29 protein-coding genes are annotated in these 21649 nt (G+C 58.7%); 5 read left to right on the top strand and 24 right to left on the bottom strand.

Translation table 11 applies throughout. From position 1 onward, the window contains the following. The first annotated feature begins 246 nt into the window (after window positions 1-246). Entirely contained in the window at window positions 247-852 is a 606-nt protein-coding gene (locus FGKAn22_RS08160) for a histidine phosphatase family protein (RefSeq protein WP_212785160.1), read from the top strand. Window positions 853-951: 99 nt separating this feature from the next. Here FGKAn22_RS08160 and FGKAn22_RS08155 read toward each other — a convergent pair whose 3' ends face one another. The 20 genes from FGKAn22_RS08155 to FGKAn22_RS08060 all read right to left on the bottom strand — a co-directional run bounded on the left by FGKAn22_RS08155 (window position 952) and on the right by FGKAn22_RS08060 (window position 16655). Then, window positions 952-1239: a SemiSWEET transporter gene (locus FGKAn22_RS08155; RefSeq protein ID WP_212785159.1), complete on the bottom strand. Its 288-nt coding sequence runs from the start codon at window positions 1237-1239 to the stop codon at window positions 952-954. Between the two features lie 89 nt (window positions 1240-1328). After that, window positions 1329-2657 carry an esterase/lipase family protein gene (locus tag FGKAn22_RS08150; protein ID WP_212785158.1) on the bottom strand — a complete coding sequence of 443 codons (1329 nt, stop codon included), beginning with the start codon at window positions 2655-2657 and terminating at the stop codon, window positions 1329-1331. Window positions 2658-2712: 55 nt separating this feature from the next. Continuing rightward, window positions 2713-3369 carry a hypothetical protein gene (locus tag FGKAn22_RS08145; protein ID WP_212785157.1) on the bottom strand — a complete coding sequence of 219 codons (657 nt, stop codon included), beginning with the start codon at window positions 3367-3369 and terminating at the stop codon, window positions 2713-2715. 154 nt (window positions 3370-3523) lie between these two features. After that, window positions 3524-4039, bottom strand: coding sequence for a hypothetical protein (locus tag FGKAn22_RS08140; RefSeq protein WP_212785156.1), 516 nt, complete (start codon window positions 4037-4039; stop codon window positions 3524-3526). Between the two features lie 2 nt (window positions 4040-4041). Beyond that, entirely contained in the window at window positions 4042-4575 is a 534-nt protein-coding gene (locus tag FGKAn22_RS08135; protein ID WP_212785155.1) for a glycoside hydrolase family 108 protein, read from the bottom strand. Between the two features lie 320 nt (window positions 4576-4895). Continuing rightward, the gene (locus FGKAn22_RS08130; RefSeq protein ID WP_212785154.1) at window positions 4896-8177 is read right to left on the bottom strand and encodes an EAL domain-containing protein; all 3282 of its coding nucleotides are present in this window, start codon (window positions 8175-8177) and stop codon (window positions 4896-4898) included. 127 nt (window positions 8178-8304) lie between these two features. Beyond that, window positions 8305-9090, bottom strand: coding sequence for a peptidylprolyl isomerase (locus FGKAn22_RS08125; RefSeq protein WP_212785153.1), 786 nt, complete (start codon window positions 9088-9090; stop codon window positions 8305-8307). 34 nt (window positions 9091-9124) lie between these two features. After that, complete coding sequence (locus FGKAn22_RS08120) at window positions 9125-9388, bottom strand: BolA family protein (protein WP_212785152.1); 264 nt, start codon at window positions 9386-9388, stop codon at window positions 9125-9127. After that, window positions 9385-9687 carry a YciI family protein gene (locus FGKAn22_RS08115; protein ID WP_212785151.1) on the bottom strand — a complete coding sequence of 101 codons (303 nt, stop codon included), beginning with the start codon at window positions 9685-9687 and terminating at the stop codon, window positions 9385-9387. The genes FGKAn22_RS08120 and FGKAn22_RS08115 overlap by 4 nt, the downstream gene beginning before the upstream one ends. Further along, window positions 9688-10230 carry a septation protein A gene (locus FGKAn22_RS08110; RefSeq protein ID WP_212785150.1) on the bottom strand — a complete coding sequence of 181 codons (543 nt, stop codon included), beginning with the start codon at window positions 10228-10230 and terminating at the stop codon, window positions 9688-9690. 25 nt (window positions 10231-10255) lie between these two features. Beyond that, entirely contained in the window at window positions 10256-10648 is a 393-nt protein-coding gene (gene msrB / locus FGKAn22_RS08105; RefSeq protein ID WP_212785149.1) for a peptide-methionine (R)-S-oxide reductase MsrB, read from the bottom strand. After that, window positions 10645-11259, bottom strand: a complete 615-nt coding sequence (locus tag FGKAn22_RS08100; RefSeq protein ID WP_212785148.1) for a glutathione S-transferase N-terminal domain-containing protein — start codon at window positions 11257-11259, stop codon at window positions 10645-10647. Before FGKAn22_RS08100 ends, msrB begins: the two co-directional genes overlap by 4 nt. A 5-nt stretch (window positions 11260-11264) precedes the next feature. Beyond that, the gene (locus tag FGKAn22_RS08095) at window positions 11265-12680 is read right to left on the bottom strand and encodes a PhoH family protein (RefSeq protein ID WP_212785147.1); all 1416 of its coding nucleotides are present in this window, start codon (window positions 12678-12680) and stop codon (window positions 11265-11267) included. Window positions 12681-12689: 9 nt separating this feature from the next. Beyond that, window positions 12690-13154, bottom strand: coding sequence for a peroxiredoxin (locus FGKAn22_RS08090; RefSeq protein WP_212785146.1), 465 nt, complete (start codon window positions 13152-13154; stop codon window positions 12690-12692). Between the two features lie 81 nt (window positions 13155-13235). Beyond that, complete coding sequence (locus FGKAn22_RS08085) at window positions 13236-13766, bottom strand: cyclic nucleotide-binding domain-containing protein (protein ID WP_212785145.1); 531 nt, start codon at window positions 13764-13766, stop codon at window positions 13236-13238. Between the two features lie 309 nt (window positions 13767-14075). Continuing rightward, window positions 14076-14510: an SRPBCC domain-containing protein gene (locus tag FGKAn22_RS08080; RefSeq protein WP_212785144.1), complete on the bottom strand. Its 435-nt coding sequence runs from the start codon at window positions 14508-14510 to the stop codon at window positions 14076-14078. A gap of 16 nt (window positions 14511-14526) precedes the next feature. Then, window positions 14527-15132: a DJ-1/PfpI family protein gene (locus FGKAn22_RS08075; RefSeq protein ID WP_212785143.1), complete on the bottom strand. Its 606-nt coding sequence runs from the start codon at window positions 15130-15132 to the stop codon at window positions 14527-14529. Window positions 15133-15194: 62 nt separating this feature from the next. Continuing rightward, on the bottom strand, window positions 15195-15548 hold the full coding sequence (locus FGKAn22_RS08070; RefSeq protein WP_212785142.1) for a nuclear transport factor 2 family protein: 354 nt from the start codon (window positions 15546-15548) through the stop codon (window positions 15195-15197). A 21-nt stretch (window positions 15549-15569) separates the two neighbouring features. Then, window positions 15570-16142 (bottom strand): cysteine hydrolase family protein, encoded by a 573-nt coding sequence (locus FGKAn22_RS08065; protein ID WP_212785141.1) that lies wholly within the window; start codon window positions 16140-16142, stop codon window positions 15570-15572. 81 nt (window positions 16143-16223) lie between these two features. Then, window positions 16224-16655, bottom strand: coding sequence for a GNAT family N-acetyltransferase (locus FGKAn22_RS08060; RefSeq protein ID WP_212785140.1), 432 nt, complete (start codon window positions 16653-16655; stop codon window positions 16224-16226). Between the two features lie 105 nt (window positions 16656-16760). On the opposite strand from FGKAn22_RS08060, the gene FGKAn22_RS08055 reads away from it, so the two are divergent. Continuing rightward, window positions 16761-17159 carry a hypothetical protein gene (locus tag FGKAn22_RS08055; protein ID WP_212785139.1) on the top strand — a complete coding sequence of 133 codons (399 nt, stop codon included), beginning with the start codon at window positions 16761-16763 and terminating at the stop codon, window positions 17157-17159. Between the two features lie 103 nt (window positions 17160-17262). On the opposite strand, the gene FGKAn22_RS08050 is transcribed toward FGKAn22_RS08055, so the two are convergent. Further along, complete coding sequence (locus FGKAn22_RS08050; protein WP_212785138.1) at window positions 17263-17844, bottom strand: peroxiredoxin; 582 nt, start codon at window positions 17842-17844, stop codon at window positions 17263-17265. A 310-nt stretch (window positions 17845-18154) separates the two neighbouring features. Between FGKAn22_RS08050 and tadA the strand changes: the two genes are divergently transcribed. The 3 genes from tadA to FGKAn22_RS08035 are packed head-to-tail and all read left to right on the top strand — an operon-like array spanning window position 18155 to window position 19581. Beyond that, complete coding sequence (tadA, locus tag FGKAn22_RS08045; RefSeq protein ID WP_212785137.1) at window positions 18155-18631, top strand: tRNA adenosine(34) deaminase TadA; 477 nt, start codon at window positions 18155-18157, stop codon at window positions 18629-18631. After that, window positions 18628-19107 carry a L,D-transpeptidase gene (locus FGKAn22_RS08040; RefSeq protein WP_212785136.1) on the top strand — a complete coding sequence of 160 codons (480 nt, stop codon included), beginning with the start codon at window positions 18628-18630 and terminating at the stop codon, window positions 19105-19107. Before tadA ends, FGKAn22_RS08040 begins: the two co-directional genes overlap by 4 nt. Window positions 19108-19152: 45 nt before the next feature. Beyond that, window positions 19153-19581 (top strand): GNAT family N-acetyltransferase, encoded by a 429-nt coding sequence (locus FGKAn22_RS08035; RefSeq protein WP_212785135.1) that lies wholly within the window; start codon window positions 19153-19155, stop codon window positions 19579-19581. Between the two features lie 42 nt (window positions 19582-19623). Here FGKAn22_RS08035 and FGKAn22_RS08030 read toward each other — a convergent pair whose 3' ends face one another. From FGKAn22_RS08030 to FGKAn22_RS08020, 3 genes are read right to left on the bottom strand one after another with little or no spacing between them, the layout of a single operon-like run. Next, window positions 19624-20292: an energy-coupling factor ABC transporter permease gene (locus tag FGKAn22_RS08030; protein WP_212785134.1), complete on the bottom strand. Its 669-nt coding sequence runs from the start codon at window positions 20290-20292 to the stop codon at window positions 19624-19626. After that, window positions 20289-21320 carry a CAF17-like 4Fe-4S cluster assembly/insertion protein YgfZ gene (gene ygfZ / locus FGKAn22_RS08025; RefSeq protein ID WP_212785133.1) on the bottom strand — a complete coding sequence of 344 codons (1032 nt, stop codon included), beginning with the start codon at window positions 21318-21320 and terminating at the stop codon, window positions 20289-20291. The genes FGKAn22_RS08030 and ygfZ overlap by 4 nt, the downstream gene beginning before the upstream one ends. After that, window positions 21320-21607 (bottom strand): hypothetical protein, encoded by a 288-nt coding sequence (locus tag FGKAn22_RS08020; RefSeq protein WP_212785132.1) that lies wholly within the window; start codon window positions 21605-21607, stop codon window positions 21320-21322. Before FGKAn22_RS08020 ends, ygfZ begins: the two co-directional genes overlap by 1 nt. Window positions 21608-21649 lie beyond the last annotated feature (42 nt).

Genomic DNA, 21649 nt, shown 5'->3' with positions numbered 1-21649 from the left:
GCGTGCTGCATAAATAATCCGCACTCGAATTCTTCGTGGTTTTTACAACACCCAATCATCGGGCGCAACCCAAAAAAATGCCTATATATTTCTTGAGAAATTAAATGGAGGGGAATCATTTCCATATGAACGGAGCATCAAGCGAGACTGCAGAAGCTGGAGCTGGAGACAATCAGGCGGAGGCATATGTCGTGATGGTGAAACGGCTGTGATAACCTCGGCGCTCCTGTGTCTTGCGAGTGAAGAATGAAGATCGTCCTGGTCCGCCACGGCGAGAGCGAAGCGAATGTCGCGCACGTCATCAATGACGATCCCACCCGTGCGGTAAATCTCACGGAGCGGGGCAGGGCACAGGCCGAAGAGGCTGCCGGGCGCCTGCGCGATGTGCCGTTCACCCACGCCTACGCCTCCGAATTCCTGCGAGCGCAGCAGACCGCGGAGATCCTGCTGCGCCACCACGATTGTCCGCTGCAGATCGACGCGCGCCTCAACGAACGCCGCACCGGGCTGGACGGCCAGCCGGTGCATGTGTTCAACGACCTGGTGCGCCCCGATCCGCTGCATATCAGGCCGGAGGGCGGAGAGACGTTTCTGGAACAGATGGAAAGGCTGCGCGGTTTTCTGGATGAGGTCGCGGCGCGTCATCCGGATGGCGTGATACTGGCCGTGTCGCACGAGAACCCGATAGTCGCCGCACTGGCCTTGACCGTAGCCGACCCTGGGCAGGTGGTCAGGCGCAACATCACCAATTGCGAGGCGGTGGAACTGGATTGGCCGTTAGTAGATGCATCTAGGCAGGGCGGATCATGTCCTCGAGTCGTGCGTGGGAGTTCGCAACAAAGCACTAAATAAATCCGTTCGCCCTGAGCTTGTCGAAGGGCATTTCGTTTAACGGGTGAGCCAATAAGTCATCCGTTCATGGTTCGACAGGCACACCACGAACGGATGGCGTCAGCGTTCCTCGATAGCTTGCTCGCGCCGCATCTCCACTATCTTCAGCCACAACACCACCGAAGCCAGCATCAGCGTCACCGCGTTCGCCGCGATCACCGGCGTGCTGCCGATCGCCAGTCCGTAGCCCAGCCATAGTGCCACGCCCAGCGTGAACAGCGCATACATCGGCAGCGAGATGCCGGACAGGTCGCGAGTGTGCCAGGATTGCCATGCCTGCGGCACGAAGGCGACGGTGGTCAGGAACGCGGCGGGGTAGCCGAGCAGGGTGCTGAGGTCGGTGTTCATGGTCTTGCCTTGAGGTATTAGGGGGCGCATGAGGGGCGGCGCATGGCGCGCATTTTACCCAAGGCTGGGAAGTCCGCGGCGCGGACCGATCAAATCGGGGCGTTGATCCTGAATACCTTCTCGCCGACCTTCCGGGTGATCGTGATGTCGATCAACAGTGTCCTGTGCGCCTTGAAGAAATCGGGCAGTTGTTCGCCGGAGAGTTTCAGGCCGCCGGTCTGGTTCTGCGACAGCGAAAGGTAACCGACCGGCGTCTTGGGCGGGTTGTACAGAGGTTGAGCGGTCAGGCTGATAAACAGGTTGTTGATGCCCAGCTGTTTTTGGATGTCATCAAGTTCGTCGAGGTTCAAATACATGGAACGGTAGGCCGGATTGTCTTCATAGGGATGGACCGCATCGATGAAACGCTCGTAGAGTTCCTTCTCGAAATGCTCGTCCGGCTTTCCCTTTCTATAGAACTCGACGAAATAGTCCCTGACGTCCTGATTCAAATCGTCCCGCAAGTAAGTGACGGTATTCTGGAAGCGGTCGCTCTGCTCATTAACGGTAGTGGCGTCTATCGTGGTTTGCCAGGGAAACGACGTGCCTGTCTCGCTGAAGGAATCATCTGTGGTGGTCAGGGCGCCGATGATCAGATCGACGGTATTCGGGTTGCGCGGCCCCTCATCCCTGAGGGTGATCGTGCTGTGGTTTTCCTGCTCCAGGATGCCGAAGGCGATGGAGCCGTTGACATCCTTGCGCTTGATGGACGTGACTCGCTGTCCTTCGTCCAGAACCATTTCCAGCTTGCTCGCATTCAGGTTGGCGGTACTGATGCGCACCGTACCGTCCGAACCCTCCTCGTTTGCGATCGCTGCAACGCCGCTGTAGCCGGTGTTACCCACCAGGACGGTCCCCAGTATCCGGCCGCGCCCATACCATCTGGCCTGATCGTCAAAGAGGTCGCGTTCGGCGAGGTTGAAGGTGTAGGGCGAGCCGAGCTCCAGTCCCTTCAATATCTGAGTCCCGGTCTGGAAATCGGGTTGTCCCCAGCCCTTGATGACCCGGCCGATGAAACTGCGTCCTTTGTGCGCAAGCGGCGAACCGAAGTTGGCCGGCGCAAGCATGAGAAAACGTTTGATGGGGACGGATTCCGGCGTGAAGTACTTCGTCATCCAGTCACGAGTGACCAGCGTGCCGGTGCTGTGCACCACCACGTTCACCGAACGCGGCGACGTCGGCAATCCGGACGCTGACCAGGCTCGTTGCATCGCCACGGCAAGATCGGCGTAGGTCACGTCGTTTTGCATGGAAAGCCAGTCGGCGAGCCGGATCGTGATAGGCGGAGTCCCCAGTCTTTGGCGAAGGACCGATGCCAGATTGATAAAGGATGCTGAATCGTCACTCCAGCCGTGGATGATTACCGTCGGTTCGGACATAAAGCCTCCTTTGCTGTTCACCGGGTCAAGAAGCTACAGGGGGGAGCATGAGGGATCAGGTAGAGAGGGCGACAAGCGCCACCATGATCATGCTGACCATGGACATGGAGGTTGTAAAGCCCAGGTTCCTAATGATCCCCAGATTGCCTGCCCGGCCAATGCCCCACAGCAGATAGAGAGGCCAAACCACGAAGAAGCAAAGCATCGCCGTAAACATGAAGATCACCTGACTTTGCAGCAGGTAGAATTTCGTCGGGGTCAGTTGCTCTGGAGTCACTATATGCGAGAGGGCAGCTTTGGATTCGGTCAGCAACGGCATACAGATCGAATAGACGACGGCCAGGAAGATGAAAGCGGCGCTTATGAAGTAAATCGCACTGGTCAGACATTGATCGTGGGTCAAGGCGCTGCGGAATGCGTGAAGCAGCATGTAGATGACAATGGCGATCAGCGTTATCGCGAACAATAGGGTTATGACCGAGTCCCAGCGGAGTTTCGATTCCATCTCCGACATCGAGGCGAACTCTCCGTAGAGTATGCGGGCGGTGGCAACGATGAAGCTGGCACAGAGGAACATCATCGCCTCCTTCGTCGCCCTCTTCTTGGAAAACTCGGACGCAAGGAAGGAGCTCGGCTGAGTTAACAGACGCATGAGCGAGCCGATGTATTGCGGTGCGTATGAAATAATCTGGCGAATCTCTGTGTTTGCCATCTTGCCCTCCTATCAGATGAGAATCGTTGTGATGCTAAGTCTGTGTACGGTCAGGACGAATGGCCTTTGCCGGCTGCATTCCTGTTTTTCCACCACCAGGCTATGGCGCTCGCCACCGTAAGAACGCAAGGCTTCAGGCCGCGCCGGCTTCCGCTCAGGTCTCGCTTTTTTTCACCAGGGCGTTGAGCGCCTTGCTCTTGTCAGCGCTGCCCGAGCTGGAACCGAAGAAATAGGACACCACCTGGGTGGCGACGGTGGTGAGCGCGCCCAGGATATAGATGACGATGTCTTTCATCGGCGAGTTCGGCGCCATGATCTTGTTGGCGCTTTCGTCGCTGAACGCGATGTACCAGTACATGAAGAAGGTAAGGCCGATGATGCTGATGGCCAGGAAAGAATGGACGTTCTTCGCCAGCCAGCTTGAATGTTCGGACTCCTGTACCCGGCTCTGGTTTACCCGCGCGCTGTCCAGGTCGGCCAGATAAGCCTGTTTCTCCTGCAGCCCGAGCGAGGCCATTTGTGCCTCGTGTTGCATGGTCGCCCTGGCGAGTTCGTTGTCGAGCTCCTTCCTTTCCTCGTCGGAGGTGATGACCTTGTCGATGGCGTCGCCGACGGCGGTAACGAGGGAGCTTGCGCCGGAACTGAAAAGATTAGTCAGGAAGTTTGCCATGATTACACCGCCTCCAATGTCCGTTTGACCCAACCGAAGAAGAATTTCTTGCTGTCCTGCCGCTTGTCGCAGATGTTCACGTAGCGGGCGATCTTGTTCAGTGCGAAGAGTGCGAGGAAGGCGCGCGGGTCATCGGCATTGATCTTCTGCAGCGTGACGGGGCCGATGACTCCATCAGGTTCCACGCCCACGGTGATCTGCGCCAGCTTCGCGCTGGTGATGGGACCGGCGTTGACGGCAAAATCGAAGATGGATTCGGCGATATGCTGGTTCGCGATCTCGTCACCGCGAACCTTGTCCCAGTAGTTGATCTCATAGAAGGTCCTGATCTTCTCCTGCAGTTGGGCATTGCTGTCCAGGTTGGCGGGGAAGTTCTTTTCTTTCTTCATCATGTCGATGATGATCCAGCCATCCCATTTCGAGTTCAGCTTGCGGGCAACGCCTTTGTAGGTCTCCCCGCCGGGATCCTGCGGATCGTTCACGTATCCGCCCTCGGTTTCCATGGTGGCGGCAAATGCGGATGCGAAGTCGGCCATATTCCCTCCTGAGTTGATTTGTCGTGATGATTAAAAATGGGGGGCTGGAAAGGACATGACATGGCTGCCGGAACGGTGCGCAGGAAAAGCGGCAAGGCATGCAACCATGGGAAGCTCCCTATTTTGAATGCGGCAATATCGCTTTCGCTTTATTTTTGTTCTAACTGACTGCTGGATTCAGCCTGCGAAAGGCTATGGCGGAGCATTCTAGGTGCCTGATTAGATTCGAACAATAGGCCGAAATGCATATATATTTCGGCCTATGTGGCAGACGTGGCCTTTGGGGGCAGGATGCTGCCGCGGTATCGGTTGGTGCAGGTTTATTGCGCCAGCGACTTCCCGCTGCGCAACAGTTCGGCAAAGTCATCCGCAGGGAGCGGTTTGCTGAAGTAGAAGCCTTGCAGTTCGTCGCAGCCGTTGGTGCGCATGTAGGCGAGCTGGTCTTCGGTCTCCACGCCTTCGGCGACGACGCGCAGTTTCATGCGGTGCGCGAGGCCGATGATGGCCGAGGAAATTTCGGCAGAGTCCGGGTCGGTGACGACGCCGCGCACGAAGGACTGGTCGATCTTCAGCGTGTCGATCGGGAAGCGGCTCAGGTAGGCGAGGCTGGAATAGCCTGTGCCGAAGTCGTCGAGCGAGATCTTGACACCGATCTGCTTGAGTTTGTGCATGGTCGCCACGGCCTGTTCCGGTTCATGCATCAGCATGCTTTCGGTCAACTCCAGTTCCAGATGGTGTGCTTCGATGCCGTGTTTTTCGAGCGCCTGTTCCAGCTGTTTGTCGAGGTCGCTGCTGCGGAACTGGCGGGCAGAAATGTTGAGGGCGACGCAGATGTCTTTCAGCCCCGCATCCAGCCAGGTACGTACCTGCATACAGGCCTCATCGATCACCCAGGCTCCGAGGTTCAGGATCAGGCTGGATTTTTCCGCAAGCGGGATGAATTCCGCGGGCGACACCATGCTGCCGTTCGCCAGCCGCCAGCGCGCCAGGGCTTCTGCGCCGCAGATATGTCCGCTGCGCAAGTCGACCTTGGGCTGATAATGCAGGGTCAATTCGTGCTTCAACAGGGTGCGGCGCAACTCGTTTTCCATCGCCAGCTTGGCGCGCGCATCGGCGTTCAGTGCCTTGGTGTAGAAGGAGAACTGGTTGCGGCCGCTTTCCTTGGCGAGATACATCGCGGCGTCGGCGTTCTTCATCAGCTCCGAGACGGTTTCGCCGTCCTGCGGGAACAGGCTGATGCCGATGCTGCCGCCGATGAACACCTCGCTGCCATCGGAGAGGTTGAACGGCTCGTTCAATGCGGCGATGAAATCGCGCGCTACCACCGCGGCATCCTGCGGGTCGCGCAGGGGCGAGATCAGCAGGATGAATTCGTCGCCTCCCAGACGCCCCAGGGTGTCCCCTTGGCGCAAGCGGGCCCCGAGGCGTTGTGCTACCGCGCACAGCAACTCATCGCCGATCAGATGGCCGAAGCTGTCGTTGACCTGCTTGAAGCGGTCCAGGTCGATGAACAGCACGCCGGCCTGATGGCCATGGCGATGCGCCTGTTCGACTTCCTGCTCCAGCCTGGATTCGACCAGCGCGCGGTTGGGCAGCTGGGTCAGCGGATCGTGGTGCGCCATGAATTCCAGTTGCGCCTGATTTTCCTTGAGCTGGGTGATGTCGGCGAATACACCGACGTAGCGTATCGGCTCGCTCTTTTCGTCATAGACGGTGCTGATGGTCAGCAGCTGCGGGTAGATTTCGCCGCTCTTGCGCCGGTTCCATACCTCGCCCTGCCAGTAACCGTCCTTCAGCAGGCTCTTCCACATCGCCTCATGGAACAATTTGTCCGCGCGCCCGGAACCGATGATGTTGGGGTTCCTGCCGATGACCTCGTCCGGGCCGTAGCCGGTGATGGCAGAATAGGCTGAATTGACGGCGAGGATGGCCGGGGTGGTGTCGGTGATTACCACGCCTTCATGGGTGCTTTGCATCACGGCGGCGGCTTCGAGCAACTGCTCCTCCGCCTCCATGCGCTCGGTGATATCACGGCCGATGATGACCAGTCCCTTGCGCCGGTTCTCGGCATCGAACACGGGCACCTTGCGTACCTCGAAATGGCGCGTCTTGCCGTTTTCCTCATGGACCGTTTCGGAAAACAGTGTCAACTTTCCGGCCTGCCAGGCAGTTTCATCGTCGACCAGGCAGGCCTCGTGGGCGGGGCGGAAAGCGGGATGCAGTTCGGCAAGCTCCATCTCGGTCTTGCCTTGCCAGTCGATCTCATGCAACCGGAACAGCTGCTTGGCCGGCTCGTTGGTGATCAGCCAGCGGCCTTCGCCATCCTTGAAGAAGATCGCATCGGGGATGGCTTCGACGAGCGCATTCAGGCTGTCATGGGTTTCCTGGATCGCCTTCTCGGCCTGACGGATGTCGGTAAGGTCGCGCGCGACGGCAACGAGGTAAGGCCGGTCGCCTTCCTCGATCAGGCGCCCGTTGATCTCTACCGGAAACAGGCTGCCATCGTAGCGGCGGTGCTGCGATTCGATGATCTGCGGCTTGCGGCGCAATGCTTCGACGATGTCCCGCCAGGCATCCGGGGAGTGTGCCGCTGTGGAGATGTCGAACACGCTGAGTTTCAGCAACTCGTTGCGGGTATAACCGAGGTTGCGGCAGGCCTGGTCGTTGGCGTTCAGTATCTTGCCGGTTTCGGCATCCAGCAGGTAGATGGCGTCGCTGATCTGCTCCATCAGGCTGTGGTAGACCAGCTGCTGGCGGGACTGTTCGATCTGGGCCTTTACCTTTACCAGTTCCTTGTGTTGCCGCTCCAGAGTCTCATGCAGGAATTCGATATAGCGTCCCTGCATGGTCTTGACGATATCGTGGCGGGTGATGATACCGGCGAGTATCTCGCCTTCTACCACCACGAGCCGGCGGATAGAGGCATGCTTCATCTGCTTCATTGCCTGTTGCACTGGCAGGCCGGCTTCGATGGTTTGCACAGGGGACTGCATCACGCGGGTGATGTGCACCTGTGCCGGGTCGCTGACGGTACGAGCAAGAGCAACGGTATCGCGCTCGGTGAGGATGCCGACGGGCTTGCCGTCGTTGGCGACGACCACGCAACTGATCTTGTTCCGTGCCATCAGCTCCACCGCATCCGCCAGCGTGGCGCTCTCGGCCAGGGTGGAGACACTGCGCGTCATGGTCGATCCGACGGTCTTGAGCTCCACCAGGTACTCCATGCCCATGTGGTGCATGAAATCGGCCTCGCTGACCACGCCGGCCAGCCGTCCCTCATCATCCACCACGACCAGGTGGCGGAAACCCTTTTCGGAAATGAGGCGGTAGCCCTCGCGGAAATCCGTATCGAGCGGGGCGGTCAGCGGCGACGAACTCATGACATCCGCCATGCACGATGATTCGACAGGCTTGCGTTCCGCCATCAGGCGGATGGCGTCCTGTTCGGTGAAGATGCCTAGCGGGATGCGGGCCTCATCCACGGCCACGATGCAGCTGACGCGCATCGATTCCATGCTCGCGAGCACGTCGGCGAGTGGCGCGTCCGGTGAAACGGTGAACACCGAGGGGGCGATTATCGAATGTAGTGTCAGGTTTTGCATGTCAGCGATAGTACAGCGAAGCCCCATGGTAGCCAAAGGGAGGCGGGAAATTGATGATTTAAATCAAACAGGCAAAAAAAAGGCATCCGCACAGGGATGCCTTTTTGGGTCTGCATGGAGGCCAGACTTACTCGATCTTGGCCTTGGCACGCAGGTCGTCGATCGCCTTCTTGATCGATTGCTGTTGCAGGCGCTGTTGCAGTTGCGGCTTGAGTTCTTCGAACGGCGGCACTTTCAGGTCGCGCACGTCGTCCAGCTTGATGACGTGCCAGCCGAACTGGGACTGCACCGGCTCCTTGGTGTACTCGCCCTTCTTCAGGCTGAGCAATGCATTGGCGAAGGGAGGCACGAAGTTGCCGGGAACAGCCCAGCCCAGCGAGCCGCCGCGTTCGGCAGAGCCGGCATCCATGGATTTCGCGGCGAGCTTCTCGAACTTGGCCTTCTTGCCCAGTTGCGCGATGATGTCCTTGGCCTCGGCTTCGGTTCCGACCAGGATATGGCGCGCGTTGAATTCTTTGTCGCCGAGCTTGGTCTTCAGCTTCTCATACTCTTGCTTGAGCTGGTCTTCGCTGATCGGGTGGTTCTTGGCGTAGTCCTGCACGAATGCGCTGACCAGCACCGATTGCTTGGCCAACTCGATCTGCTGCACCACTTCCGGATTCTTGTCCAGGCCGAGCTTGCCGGCTTCCTGAGCCATCACTTCGAGGTTGATCATGTCCTCGCGGATCGCCTTGCGCAACTCGGGGCTGTCCGGTTGGCCCTGCATGGTTGCGGCCTTGACGCGCATGTCGATGCGGGCCTGCGGGATGGAAATGCCATTCACCAGCGCGGCGGATTTCTCTTCGGCGAAGGCCGGATTGATCGCCAGTAAGCCCAGAATCGCCAGTGCCGCAAATTTTCCAGATTTCATCATGCTGAATCCTCTTCAAGAAATTAATAAACGATGGTCAAATTTCATCCGGCGTTTTCGCCTGTATGTTGAGGGCGTGGATGTCGCGCCTCATCAAATCTCCCAGCGCTGAATATACCATACGGTGGCGCGCCACCGTGTTCCTGCCGATAAATTGCGCCGAGACGATACGCAGCGCAAAGTGCCCGCCGCCTCCGCTCGCCCCGGCATGTCCGGCGTGCTTGTGGCTGTCGTCGATGATGTCCAGCGAGACGGGATCGAGCGACGCGAGGCCGGCGTGAATCGCCTCGATGCGGTTCATGTGGGCAGCACTTTCCTGAATGGCTGTACGGTGATCTGCTTGAACACGCCGGTGGCGACATACGGGTCGGCATCCGCCCATTCGTGCGCGGCATCGAGCGAGGCGAATTCGGCGACGATCAGGCTGCCCGCGTATCCCGCGGCGCCCGGGTCGACGGCATCCACGGCGGGGAAGGGGCCCGCCAGCAGCAAACGGCCGTCCTCCTGCAACGCCTGCAGGCGCGACAGATGCGCCGGGCGAGCTGCCATGCGCTTGTCCAGGGTGCCCGGGTTGTCCTGTCCGATGATCGCGTAAAACATTTAATTGTTCTCCTTCTTCTCGTCCACATACTTCGCCAGCCAGGCGCTCTGCGCCAGGATGAACACCACCATCATTCCGGTGAAGCCGAACAGCTTGAAGTTCACCCAGGCATCGGTGGAGTAGTTGAAAGCCACATACAGATTGATGAAGCCCAGCACGGCGAAGAACAGGCTCCACATCAGGTTGAGTCGGTGCCACACATGCACCGGCAATGCGATCTTCTCGTGCAACAGCGCGCGCATCAGGTTCTTGTTGAACAGCACGCTGGAGAACAGCAGGATGGCGGAGAACAGCCAGTACAGGACGGTCGGCTTCCACTTGATGAAGGTCTCGTCGTGCAGCAGCAGCGTCGCGCCGCCGAACACGGCAATGATGGCGAAGCTCACCCACAGCATCGTATCGACCTTGCCGTGCCGCCACTTGGTCCACGCGATCTGTACGACGGTCGCGGCGATAGCCACACCCGTGGCGACATAGATGCCCGCGAACTTGAAGGCGATGAAGAACAGGATGACGGGGAACAGGTCGAACAGCAGTTTCATGGGAAGCCGATAAGGTTGGTGGAAATCAGGAACGGTCCAGCGCCAGCGAGGTGGAGTTGATGCAGAAGCGCAGCCCGGTGGGCGGCGGGCCGTCCGGGAATATATGACCGAGGTGCGCGCCGCATTGCTTGCAGACCACTTCCACGCGCTGCATGCCGTGGCTGGTGTCGGCGCGTGCGGTGACGCTCTCCGGTTTGTGCGGCTTGGTGAAGCTCGGCCAGCCGGTGCCCGAATCGAACTTGTCCTCGGAATCGAACAGCGGGGCGCCGCAGCACACGCAGCGGTAGATGCCGGGGTCTTTGCAGTCCCAGTACTCTCCGCTGAATGCAGCCTCGGTATCCGAGCAGCGGCACACCGCATACTGTTCCGGCGTCAGTTCCTCGCGCCACTCGGCATCGGTCTTTTCGATCTTGTTCATGGTTGTGCACTCAGGGTGGCACGCACGCTGGGGCGCGCGGCCATCCGTTCGAACCAGGCGGCCAGGTTGGGATGGGCGCCGCGCCAGTCGCGTTCGGGCTGGCGCAGGTTCAGGTAGACCAGGGCGCTGGCCAGCGCCAGGTCGGCCAGCGAGAGGGCCGATCCTTCGCACCATTCGCGCTCGCCCAGCAGTTCGGCGGCGTGTGCCAGCGCGCGGGTGACGGCATTGTTGTGGAGCGAGATATTGGTCGGCTCCTGTTTTTCTTCCGACCGGACGCACTCATTGCGCACCGCCACCGCCGAGTCCATGATGCCGTCCGCCAGAGCCTCCCAGCGTCGCACCCGCATCCGCGCCAGCGCATCATTGCGCGGAATCAGGACGGGCGTGTCGTTCAGGGTGTCGAGGTATTCCGCGATCACCGGCGAATCGAACACGCAGGTCTCGTCGTCCAGGATCAGCGCCGGGATCCGTCCCAGCGGATTGACCCGCGCCACCATACTGCCGGGTTCGCGCGGGGGATCGACGAGGTAGGTGTGGGCGATGTTCTTTTCCAGCAGCACCAGGCGCACTTTGCGCACGTAAGGGCTGGTGTCGGTACCTAGCAACTTCATGGCGGTTACAGCACTTCTGCTGCGTGATCGGCCAGACGCGACCGCTCGCCGCGCATCAACGTGACATGGCCGCCGTGCTCCCAGCCCTTGAAGCGGTCCACCACGTAGGTCAGGCCGGAGCTGCCTTCGGTGAGGTAGGGCGTGTCGATCTGCGCGATATTGCCCATGCACACCACCTTGGTGCCGGGGCCGGCGCGCGTGACCAGCGTCTTCATCTGCTTGGGCGTCAGGTTCTGCGCCTCGTCGATGATCAGGTATTTGTTGAGGAAGGTGCGGCCGCGCATGAAGTTGAGCGATTTCACCTTCACGCGCGAGCGGATCAGGTCGCGCGTCGCTTCGCGTCCCCAGTCTCCGCCTTCCTCGTTGGTCTTGTTCAGCACGTCCATGTTATCTTCGAGCGCCCCCATCCAAGGGGTCATCTTCTCTTCCTCGGTGCCGGGCAGGAAGCCGATGTCTTCGCCCACCGGCACCGTCACACGGGTGATGATGATCTCGGAATACAGCTTGGTCTCCAGCGTCTGCAACAGGCCCGCCGCCAGTGTCAGCAGCGTCTTGCCGGTGCCCGCCTGGCCCAGCAGCGTGACGAAATCGATCTCCGGATTCATCAGCAGGTTGAGCACGAAGTTCTGCTCGCGGTTGCGCGCGGTGATGCCCCACACGTTGTTCTTGCTGTGGGTATAGTCGGTCAGCGTGCGCAGCAGGGCGGAATCGCCGCTTTGCTCGCACACCACGGCATAGAACGGCGAGGCGTCGTTCTCCAGATAGACGAACTGGTTGACGAACATCGCGCCGCATAACGGGCCGCTGACCTGGTAGAAGGTGTGGCCTTCCTTCTGCCACGACTTCATGTCCTTGCCGTGGCGCTCCCAGAAATCGCCGGGCAATTGCAGGACGCCGGAGTAGAGCAGGTCGGTGTCTTCCAGCACCTTGTCGTTGAAATAGTCCTGTGCCTCCAGCCCCAGCGCGCGCGCCTTGATGCGCATGTTGATGTCCTTGGAGACCAGGATCACCGCGCGCTCCGGCTGCTGGTGATGCAGATGCATCACCACCGCGAGGATGGCGTTGTCCGCCTTGCCGTGCGCCATGGTCGCCGGCAGCTCGCGGCTGATGGACTCGGTCTGCAGGAACAGGCGGCCGGTGCAGTTCTTGCGGCTGTCCGAGGTGAGCTCGATGCCCTCCGCCATGTTGTGCGGTGCGTCGCTGACGATCTCGTCGAGGAATCGGCTGGCCTGGCGCGCGTTGCGGGCCACTTCGGTCATGCCCTTCTTCTTGTCGTCCAGTTCCTCCAGCACGAACATCGGCAGGCAGATATCGTGTTCCTCGAAGCGGAACAGGCTGGTCGGGTCATGCAGCAACACATTGGTGTCCAGCACGAACAACTTGGTGTCGGTCTTATTCGCCGCTTTCTTGCGTGTGGGCATGACGTTCCTTTATTGGTTGAGGGAGTTGACGAAATCCAGCACTTCCTGCGCGTGCCCGTCGGCCTTGAGCCCGCGCCATTCGCGGCGCAGCGCGCCGTCCTTGTCGATGACGAAGGTGCTGCGCTCGATGCCGCGCACCTGCTTGCCGTACATCATCTTCTGCTTCATCACCCCGAACAGGTTGCACGCGGTCTCTTCGGCATCCGACAGCAGCTCGAAGGGCAGGGTGAACTTCGCCTTGAAGTTCTCGTGCGACTTGATGCTGTCGCGCGAAACGCCCACCACCTCGCAGTTTGCCTTCCGGAACCGGTCATACAGGTCGCGGAACTGCTGCGCTTCAGTGGTGCAACCCGGCGTGTTGTCCTTGGGGTAGAAGTAGATCACCAGATGCTTGCCGCGTGCGGCGGAGAGGGTAAAGGTCTGACCGCCGGTGGCGGGAAGGGTGAAATCTGCGATGCTGTGATGCTGTGACATGAATGGACTCGCTGAACGTTGGCGACATTCTTGTCAAAAAAGCCGGCGAAGGCAAGCGTCATGCAAGGGAATCGTTCGTGGTCAGCTGCGCCTGACGATGTATTCGTCCTGCGCCGTTGGCGATGGGGTGGATTCCGGATGAAAAGCGGGATATTTTCCGGTCTTGTGCAGGATGACCTCGTTGTCGACTGAAACCAGCCGTTGAGCCATCAATTGCGCCATGTTGCGGAACAGCAGGGCGGCGGCGCGGTGCTCAGACATGATTGCGTGTTTCGACAGGCGGATCACCGAACTGGAGAGGGTCGCGCGCACCGAGGCGCTGCGCGGCCGGTTCACCAGCAGCGCGATCTCGCCGAAGTGCTCGCCGGGCTCGATGCTGGCTATGTAGACGGGATTTCCCGCGACGTGCCGATAGACCTCGAACATCCCCTTGGTGACGATGTACATCGAGTGTCCCTCGTCGCCTTCTCCGAACACCTGTTCGTCTGGCTCGAAATCGATGCGCATCGACTGGCGCAGCAGCGCGGCGACATCGTCCGGCTCGATCTTTCTGAACAGATCCACAGCGCTGATGAAGCGCACCAGCAATTGATCGATTTCAGTGACGGACATAGCGACTCCCTGGGATGGTTGCTACCGGACATACGCCGATTCTTCCAGCAGGCGTGGACGCTTGGCGCTTTGGGCGTCTCGCTTGATGGGCGGGTATTCTGGCGCGCAGTGTTTCAGCATTCCTGTAGAGGGTCAATATGCCGAACGGCCTATATATTTTCTGCATCGAAGCAATGGAAGTTGGCGTGGTTGTTAATAGCCATATCAGGCATGGGGCTAACCCATTGTCTATTCAGGGGGACGGATGGAGAGGGAGGACGTTGAGGCCAAGTCCACCTTGGCTGTAGTGCCTGATCGCTGCGGCGGCCATCATGGTTTCTCCGCCTCGCGTTTGAGCGCCTCGTTCATGGCGATGAACCCTTGTCTGGTGGCCCCGTCCAGCGCGCGTGCAAACAGCGGCACAAGGATTCCCGAGAACGTTTCTCCCTGGTGGAAGGTCAGTCCGCCTTCGGGTCTGCGCTCAAGCCGGAAGTAGTGTTCGCCATCGAACAGTCCGGGCAGGAGGAATCTGCCTTTCCACCGAAGCTCACGATTCGGCTCCACCGTGAGCACGGTCGGCCGGAAGCGCATGCCGCTCGCGCCCGGCGGCTGGATGAACACCGTCAGCGACCGGCCAACTTCTAGGGGGCCCTCGATGGATCGAATGAAAGGGTTCCACCGGGAATACGATGCGAAGTCGGTGAGCAGCGACCAGACCCGCTCGGCAGGGGCCGCGATTTCTATCTGGGTTTCGAGTCGGTGCATATGAAGATGGCTAACGTTAGGCGTTGTCATGCCATTCGACTTCCAGCTGACGGGCCGTTGCGAGGGCTAGCTCTCGGCTGGCAAGGCGCTCGACAAGGTGAAGACACATGTCGATGCCAGCAGATATCCCTGCGGAAGTAACGACGGCGCCCTCGTCGATCCAGCGCCGATTCTCTCTGACCGGAAGGTCCGGGAACATGGCACGAAGATCGGGGATGTCTTCCCAATGAGTTGTGGCAGACTTCCCCCGCAATAGTCCCGCTTTTGCGAGCAAGAAGGCCCCTGTGCACACTGAGGCGGTCAGCATGGTCTTGGAATGTTGGCTGGCGATCCAGTCGATCACTTCGCGTCGTTCCAGTTCGGCGGTTATCACGCCGCCCGGCACGATCAGCACATTGATTACCGGATGAGACTCGATCGTGAAATCTGGTTTCACCTCCAGTCCGGCCCGTGCACGCAGTAACCCGGAGTCGCGGGCAACGGTGAACACTCGAAAGATGTCCTCAGCCTCAGGGTGCAGTCGTTTGAATACGCGGTTGGCGCAAGTGAAGACCTCGTAAGGTCCCGCGAAATCTAGAACCTCGGAATCCGGAAATAGGTAGATCGCAACCGCAACAGTCATATGAACGTCTAAAGTGGGGCTAATGGGCTGCGCGCTTTTGCGCAGTCAGTTTGAGCGCAGGGTCAGACGTAATGTGCATATGCGCTCGTAACCTTGCCATCTTGGTTGAAGTGAAACACCTCTGCGGATGGGCCACGGACACCATTGTAGTAAAGAGTGATGCTGTTAACTCCGACAAGCGTGGTAATCAACTCAAAATGAAGATTCGGAACCAATTGAAGCGCTTTAGCCCAATAGGCACCCACAGCCTCCTTGCCCTTTAGTGTTCCTGATGGTTCGCCGGCCACCTTGATGATTACAGGAGATGACATTTCAAAATCGTCGGTGTAATGCGACAGAACACGAGCAAGGTCATGCTGATTCCAGGAATCTATCCAGTCAGCTGCGAAATGCTCGGCGAACACATTGTCGATCATGATTACCTCTAACGTATCGAATTAGCCCCGATTACTGACATGCCGCTCAAGGTCCTCAAGCACTTCGGCAGTGATCAGAACTTTGCAGAATTCCCTATTGAGACTCGCCAAATGAATTCTTTGGATTTCATGGGCCGGTATATTTACTCCGTTAATGTCATTCCTATCAAATGTTGCCGTGGCATCGGAAACCAAAATAACGGAGTAACCTAGATTCCCCGCCATTCGGGTCGTAGTCGATACACAGTGATCCGTGGTAAACCCGACAATTACGAGGCTAGATATACCGTGTTCACGGAGGTATGTTTCTAAAGAAGTCCCGATGAAGGCGCTATTCGTATTTTTCCTGAAAACAACTTCGCCAGGTTCCGGCATGGCTTCCGGCTTAAATTCAAAACTAGGACGATCGGGTCGCAAAGGTGAGTCGGGCTCGGTTGATCGGTGCTGTATGTGGATTATCTGCTTCCCGGATTCCCGCCATTTTTCAAGAAGCAAGCTGATGTTTTTCTCGGCATCCAGATTGTTCCGGACACCCCATTGGGGGGCATCAAACCCTTTTTGTACATCGACCAAAATAAGTGCAGTCGTTTGCATTGATGGCTCTTGAGACCGGCTAACGTTTGAATTCAATGGCCTTGAACGGCTTTTCGCGCAAGGTCCGTGTTGACCGTAGGGTTAGGTTTCATTGACATACCCCCGCTCCAGCGCCCCAGCCTGATTTTCAAAGATGGCCATTGCGGTGCTCATGCGCTTAAACCCCAGCTTCTTGTAGAACGACTCCTTGCCGGGTACCGAGTAGAGAATGATCTTCTTGTGCCCTCTGGACAACTCCAGAAGTTTGGCAACGATCTGCTTACCGAGGCCAAGACCTTGATGGCTCGGAAGCAGCGCCACGTCGCAGATGTAAGAGCAGTCGACTCCATCAGCAAGTGCTCTCCCAACACCAACAAGCTTTCCATCTTCGCACACGAAACACTTGAACATGCTGTTGGTGAATGCGGTCTTCAGATCGCTCGGATTCTTGTTTCCGAGCGGCGCCGCATCATAAAGGGCAGAGAGTTCATCCCAGTCGAGACCGTCGATTGAATACGACCAAACTAGCGTCACGGTGTGCTCCTATGAACGTAAAGTTGAGGAGCTGCCCCGCTTTTGGGCAGTCCCTCTCGAATGACAGGTTAGCCCGCTCATATTGGCGCAAACGAAATTGTGGCTATGATTGTTCCGGCACTGCCAACGAAGAAGCCAAGCGTCGTTTTGACCAAACCACCTGCTCTCGCGACTCTTTTAGCATTGGATGAGAATAAAAACACTGGTAAAGATATAAGAAGAACAAGAGCCGAGATTGCCGCCGCAACAGAGCAAAATGCAATACCGAAAATTACAGCGGGTTTATTTGCGATGCCTCCCGCACTAAATTCCAACACTGTAGGCGAAGGCTTTGATGGTTCAACTGATGCAGGGTCGCGACCATCGTGTTCAGAAGAGACAGAAGCGCTTGGTGCTATTACCATCTTGGGGCTTTCTGAACTTAAAAAGTACAGAGAAAAGCCCGCCAATAGGAATCCTGCAACAAGGAGTGCAACAAACCATCGTGGCATCACGGCTTTGTAAGCTAACAAGTTCCGACTAATTTCTGCCATATCATCCCCTGGATTGGGCTAACGTTCAAATTGAGGGGCAGGCCGCTTCTGGCCTGTCCCTCTCGAATGCAGGGTTAGGCTTGGTTTTCGGAGAGCCAAGCTATCACCTCAACAACATTCTTATCTGGTGGAAATACAGGGTAGAAGCACTTTTTGACCACGCCATCCTTCAGAATGAGCGTCAGCCTTTTGATCAGTCTTAAACCGTCAACTTCAAGCAGAGGCAATTTCAAAGCTGTGGAAAAAGAATGATCGGCATCGCTCAAAAGCGGATAAGGCAACCCTAGACGATTAGAAGCTTCTTTTTGTGCTTCTGATGTTTGAGTGCTTATGCCGTAAACGCCAACGCCATTACGTTTTAGTTCGGCGTGATTGTCACGATACGAACATGCTTGTGGCGTACACCCAGCAGCACCGGGAATTTGAACCCAGCCTTCGGGGATGGAAACTCCTGGGCGACCTGTCATTGGATAACAGAAAATTACGTTCCAACCGGGCAAGCTGAATAGATTGATTTCTTGATCATCGGTTGACCATAGGGAAATGTTGGGTATCCGCATGTTTTTCAAATGCTCACACGCACCATCATCTGAAGGAATTGGCAAATCCGCAGGAATGGAAAATATTACATCTGGAGGAGATTTAGTATTTTGCATTTTGATTATCCAAAGAGCCTAACGTGTAGCTAAGGGGCGCGCCGAAGGCGCGTCGTAAATAATGAGGTCGATGTCTTTAGCCGCGAGTTCAAAATCCACCAGTAAGGAATAAATGGGGACAGACCACGGTTTCTCTGGTAACGCATTTCGCCATTTGCCCTATGGCGCAGTGTTTCAGTAATGCGGCTAAGGGTCAATATGCCAAACGGTCTAGATATATTCTTTGTTCAAGGCGAGGAATGGCGCAGGTCGATGGCCGTATAATTTGCACCATTCTGATATTACTTCCAGGACAACGGGTGTCGGTCCGATGACTGATGAGATGAACGACGAGATTTTCATGCGGGAAGCGCTGGCGCTGGCGCGCCAGGCCGAGGCTGCGGGCGAGGTGCCGGTGGGGGCGGTGGTGGTGAAAGACGGCGAGATCGTTGGGCGCGGGTTCAACGCGCCGATCTCGCGCAGCGATCCTTCCGCCCATGCCGAGATGATGGCGCTGAGAGACGCTGCCAAGCGGCTGGGAAACTACCGGCTGGTAGGCTGTGAGCTGTATGTGACGCTGGAGCCGTGCATGATGTGCGCGGGGGCGATCATGCATGCACGCGTGGCGCGCGTGGTGTACGGTGCGCGCGACCCGAAGACCGGGGCTTGCGGCAGCGTGCTGGATGCGTTCGCCGAGTTGCGGTTGAACCATCATGCGTCAGTGACAGGGGGCGTGCTGGCGGAGGAGTGCGGCGCGATGCTCAGCAATTTCTTTGCGATGCGCCGTGCGCAGCAGAAGGCTCAATGAAGATCGACATCCATATTCCGGCGCAGACCCTGACCCTGTTCGACGATGAGGGCAAGGTGTTGCGCCGTTATTCCGTTTCTACCGCGCTGCGCGGGGTGGGAGAGGAGAACGGAAGTTATTGCACACCGCGCGGCAAACATGTCGTCCGGGCCAAGATCGGCGCGGGGCAGCCGCCGAACGCCGTGTTCATCCGGCGCCGCCCGACCGGCGAGGTCTACGCGCCGGAACTGGAAGAGCGGTATCCTGAACGCGACTGGATACTGACGCGCATCCTGTGGTTGTCGGGTCGGGAGCCGGGCTATAACCGGTTCGGCTCTTGCGATACCATGCGCCGCTACATCTACATCCACGGCACGCCGGATTCGGTGCCTATGGGCGTGCCGGGTTCGCACGGCTGTGTCAGGATGCGCAACACCGAGCTGGTCGAACTGTTCGATCTGGTGCCGGCAGGAACGGAAGTCGAGATCTTCGCTTGACGGTGGTTCCGACACGAGGACCATTTCAGATAAAGGAGAAGCAGCATGAGCAATCCTTTTACGGTTAGCCTGATTTCCTGGCACGACGGCGAGCCTTTGCTGTGTGCGGTGCGCGAAGCGGTGTTCATGCGCGAGCAGGGCGTTCCGGAAGAGCTGGAGTGGGACGGCCAGGACGAAGGTTGCCGCCACGCCCTGGCGCTCAGTCTTCAGGGGGAGGCTGTGGGTTGCGGGCGGCTGCTGCCGGACGGACACATCGGGCGCATCGCGGTGCTGCCGGAGTGGCGCAACCGGAAGGTCGGCACGGCGATCATGGAGATATTGCTGGCCGAGGCGCGTGCGCGCGGATTGCCGCAGGTGGCGGTGGATGCGCAGACCCAGGCGGTGCCGTTCTATCACGGTTTCGGTTTCGTCGAGCGGGGTGATGTATTCATGGATGCGGGCTTGCCGCATATCAAGATGGGCTTGAAGCTCTAGGAGAGTTCCATACACAAGCGCTCCGTTCGGAACTGCCTTGTGCTATTTGCCGTTGATGTATTCCTCGTCGCTGAAATTCAGCACCGCCTGAGGCTGGAACACAGTGAAGGCGGTGATCATCATGCCTGTGGTGAAGGCTTCGGTCAGCATGATGATGGGCGTGGCGATCAGGTAATTGTGCTGGATCGATTGCCAAGTGTGAGGAGTCAGCGCGACCATCAGCAGGGTGGCGGCTGCCACGGTGAGCATGATGGCAAGGCCGCCGCACAGGAAGCCGTTGCCCAGCACATACAGGAACAGGTTCTTCGGGAAACGCTTCCGGCTCAGGCGCAGCACCCATTCGCTGAACAATACCGGGATGACGATCATTATCAGGCCGTTGATGCCGAGCGAAATCGGCGTGATGCCCATGCGTATCCAGGTGGCGAACATTATCAGCGAGATGGCCGCGATGGCGATCTGCCAACCGAACATCAGCACGAACAGCGTCGCGCCGAGGATGTGATGATTGAAGCCGGGGCGGAAGCCCGCGTTGAGTTGCCACAGGACGAACGCTCCCATGGTCAGCGCGACCAGCGCATTGGTGCGAGCCGCGTTGGACAGCAGGTCGCGCCATGGCGCGAACCAGATGGCGCGTCCGAGCAATGCAACGAATATCAGGTTGCCGAGCCACAGCCAATCGCTTGGAAATAGCTGGGCTGGCAGGTTCATGGCAGCGGGTAGGGCGGCGGCTGGAATTGCAGGCGTGCGCCTGCGGGGGAGCCGAGATGCACCTGGTGCGCATCATGGCTGGCGATCTGCACCACGGCCAATACGTCGTAGCCTCCGCCTGGCGCGGTTGCGGCGTTGGCGACCATGCCGCTGGACTGGCCTTCCATGTCCCCGCTGAACAGGGCATCGCCCGGCTGCGGCACGGCGCCGCCGTCGATGTGCGCGAGGTACATGCGGCGCTTCAGCTTGCCGAGATATTGCATGCGCGCCACGATCTCCTGTCCGGGGTAGCAGCCTTTCTTGAAATTCACTCCGCCGATGACCTCGAAGTTCGCCATCTGCGGCACGAACTGTTCCTGCGTGGGGGGAAGGATAACGGGGACCCCGGCGCGGATGTTGAGCCAGTCCCAGCAGGCGCTGCCGGCGGGGTGCGCGTGCTGTGCGAGAGTCTGCCAGATGGTGGGTGCGTATTGCGCGGCGGTGGCGATCTGGAATCGGGTGTCGCCCAGCCTGATCACGCAGGCCTCGCCGGTGGCGGTGAGGCTGTTGGGCGTCTGCGGCAGTTCGCCGAACAGCCTGGACAGCAGTTCCTGCGCCGCCGGACCGGACAGCCCCAGCGCAACGATCTCGTCGCTCGCGTCGGCGATCTTCACCTTGGCGCGCAGCACGTACATGGAAAGTTTCTTGCGAATAGTCTCGCACAGCGGGCGCGGCAGTTGCAGCAGGTAGCCGCTGTCGTCGCGCCAGATCAGCATGGTCGCGAGCATGCGGCCCTTGGGATCGTTCAGGCTGCTCAGCTGCGCGCGGTTGGAGGCGACCTCGCGGATGTCGTTGCTCAGCAGGTTCTGCAGGAAGGACTGCGCCTCCTCGCCGGAAACGCGCAGGACGCCGAACTGCGACAGGTCGCATAGCACGGTGTTGTTCTGCGCGGCGAACAGCTCGGACGGAAGGTCGCCGAAGTGCTGCACGACGCCGCCATCCAGTACGGCGCCTTGCTGCTGCAGGAATTGTTGCCAGGTGAGATTCATCAGGCGTAGGTGTTGATGCGACCGTTGCGCTCTTCGCCGGCCATGAACTGGATGCCGGGAGGCTCCTTCATTTCCTGCGGGCGGGTTTCGGCGCGTTCGGTGTTGATGTTGGTCTGCGTCTCGGCACGATTCATCTGTTGCGCCTGGGCGGACAGCTTCACCACGCTGGAATCCTGTTGTCCCTGTGCCGGTTTGGCGCTTTGTGGCGCGGGAGTCCGCGAGGCTGCGGGTTGCGGGGTATTGACCGGTTGGCTGAGCGGGGTGGCCGTGGCGTTGTTGATGACCATGATCGGGCTCCTGAGTAATCGATATTATTTATGCGCGCAACA

The sequence above is a fragment of the Ferrigenium kumadai genome (genome assembly GCF_018324385.1).
GTDB classification, from domain to species: Bacteria; Pseudomonadota; Gammaproteobacteria; order Burkholderiales; family Gallionellaceae; genus Gallionella; species Gallionella kumadai.
This window is presented reverse-complemented; position numbering and strand designations above follow the sequence as displayed.

Bases quoted from the DNA above. Each gene is read 5' to 3' on its own strand.
- FGKAn22_RS08160 (WP_212785160.1), top strand. From the start codon at position 247: ATGAAGATCGTCCTGGTCCGCCACGGCGAGAGCGAAGCGAATGTCGCG.
- FGKAn22_RS08075 (WP_212785143.1), bottom strand. From the start codon at position 15,132: ATGACTGTTGCGGTTGCGATCTACCTATTTCCGGATTCCGAGGTTCTA.
- FGKAn22_RS08125 (WP_212785153.1), bottom strand. From the start codon at position 9,090: ATGATGAAATCTGGAAAATTTGCGGCACTGGCGATTCTGGGCTTACTG.
- FGKAn22_RS08030 (WP_212785134.1), bottom strand. From the start codon at position 20,292: ATGAACCTGCCAGCCCAGCTATTTCCAAGCGATTGGCTGTGGCTCGGC.
- FGKAn22_RS08040 (WP_212785136.1), top strand. From the start codon at position 18,628: ATGAAGATCGACATCCATATTCCGGCGCAGACCCTGACCCTGTTCGAC.
- tadA (WP_212785137.1), top strand. From the start codon at position 18,155: ATGACTGATGAGATGAACGACGAGATTTTCATGCGGGAAGCGCTGGCG.
- FGKAn22_RS08150 (WP_212785158.1), bottom strand. From the start codon at position 2,657: ATGTCCGAACCGACGGTAATCATCCACGGCTGGAGTGACGATTCAGCA.
- FGKAn22_RS08095 (WP_212785147.1), bottom strand. From the start codon at position 12,680: ATGCCCACACGCAAGAAAGCGGCGAATAAGACCGACACCAAGTTGTTC.
- FGKAn22_RS08090 (WP_212785146.1), bottom strand. From the start codon at position 13,154: ATGTCACAGCATCACAGCATCGCAGATTTCACCCTTCCCGCCACCGGC.
- FGKAn22_RS08140 (WP_212785156.1), bottom strand. From the start codon at position 4,039: ATGGCAAACTTCCTGACTAATCTTTTCAGTTCCGGCGCAAGCTCCCTC.
- FGKAn22_RS08110 (WP_212785150.1), bottom strand. From the start codon at position 10,230: ATGAAACTGCTGTTCGACCTGTTCCCCGTCATCCTGTTCTTCATCGCC.
- FGKAn22_RS08130 (WP_212785154.1), bottom strand. From the start codon at position 8,177: ATGCAAAACCTGACACTACATTCGATAATCGCCCCCTCGGTGTTCACC.
- FGKAn22_RS08100 (WP_212785148.1), bottom strand. From the start codon at position 11,259: ATGAAGTTGCTAGGTACCGACACCAGCCCTTACGTGCGCAAAGTGCGC.
- ygfZ (WP_212785133.1), bottom strand. From the start codon at position 21,320: ATGAATCTCACCTGGCAACAATTCCTGCAGCAGCAAGGCGCCGTACTG.
- FGKAn22_RS08035 (WP_212785135.1), top strand. From the start codon at position 19,153: ATGAGCAATCCTTTTACGGTTAGCCTGATTTCCTGGCACGACGGCGAG.
- msrB (WP_212785149.1), bottom strand. From the start codon at position 10,648: ATGAACAAGATCGAAAAGACCGATGCCGAGTGGCGCGAGGAACTGACG.
- FGKAn22_RS08085 (WP_212785145.1), bottom strand. From the start codon at position 13,766: ATGTCCGTCACTGAAATCGATCAATTGCTGGTGCGCTTCATCAGCGCT.
- FGKAn22_RS08020 (WP_212785132.1), bottom strand. From the start codon at position 21,607: ATGGTCATCAACAACGCCACGGCCACCCCGCTCAGCCAACCGGTCAAT.
- FGKAn22_RS08050 (WP_212785138.1), bottom strand. From the start codon at position 17,844: ATGCAAAATACTAAATCTCCTCCAGATGTAATATTTTCCATTCCTGCG.
- FGKAn22_RS08080 (WP_212785144.1), bottom strand. From the start codon at position 14,510: ATGCACCGACTCGAAACCCAGATAGAAATCGCGGCCCCTGCCGAGCGG.
- FGKAn22_RS08155 (WP_212785159.1), bottom strand. From the start codon at position 1,239: ATGAACACCGACCTCAGCACCCTGCTCGGCTACCCCGCCGCGTTCCTG.
- FGKAn22_RS08135 (WP_212785155.1), bottom strand. From the start codon at position 4,575: ATGGCCGACTTCGCATCCGCATTTGCCGCCACCATGGAAACCGAGGGC.
- FGKAn22_RS08120 (WP_212785152.1), bottom strand. From the start codon at position 9,388: ATGAACCGCATCGAGGCGATTCACGCCGGCCTCGCGTCGCTCGATCCC.
- FGKAn22_RS08145 (WP_212785157.1), bottom strand. From the start codon at position 3,369: ATGGCAAACACAGAGATTCGCCAGATTATTTCATACGCACCGCAATAC.
- FGKAn22_RS08115 (WP_212785151.1), bottom strand. From the start codon at position 9,687: ATGTTTTACGCGATCATCGGACAGGACAACCCGGGCACCCTGGACAAG.
- FGKAn22_RS08055 (WP_212785139.1), top strand. From the start codon at position 16,761: ATGATTGTTCCGGCACTGCCAACGAAGAAGCCAAGCGTCGTTTTGACC.
- FGKAn22_RS08065 (WP_212785141.1), bottom strand. From the start codon at position 16,142: ATGCAAACGACTGCACTTATTTTGGTCGATGTACAAAAAGGGTTTGAT.
- FGKAn22_RS08070 (WP_212785142.1), bottom strand. From the start codon at position 15,548: ATGATCGACAATGTGTTCGCCGAGCATTTCGCAGCTGACTGGATAGAT.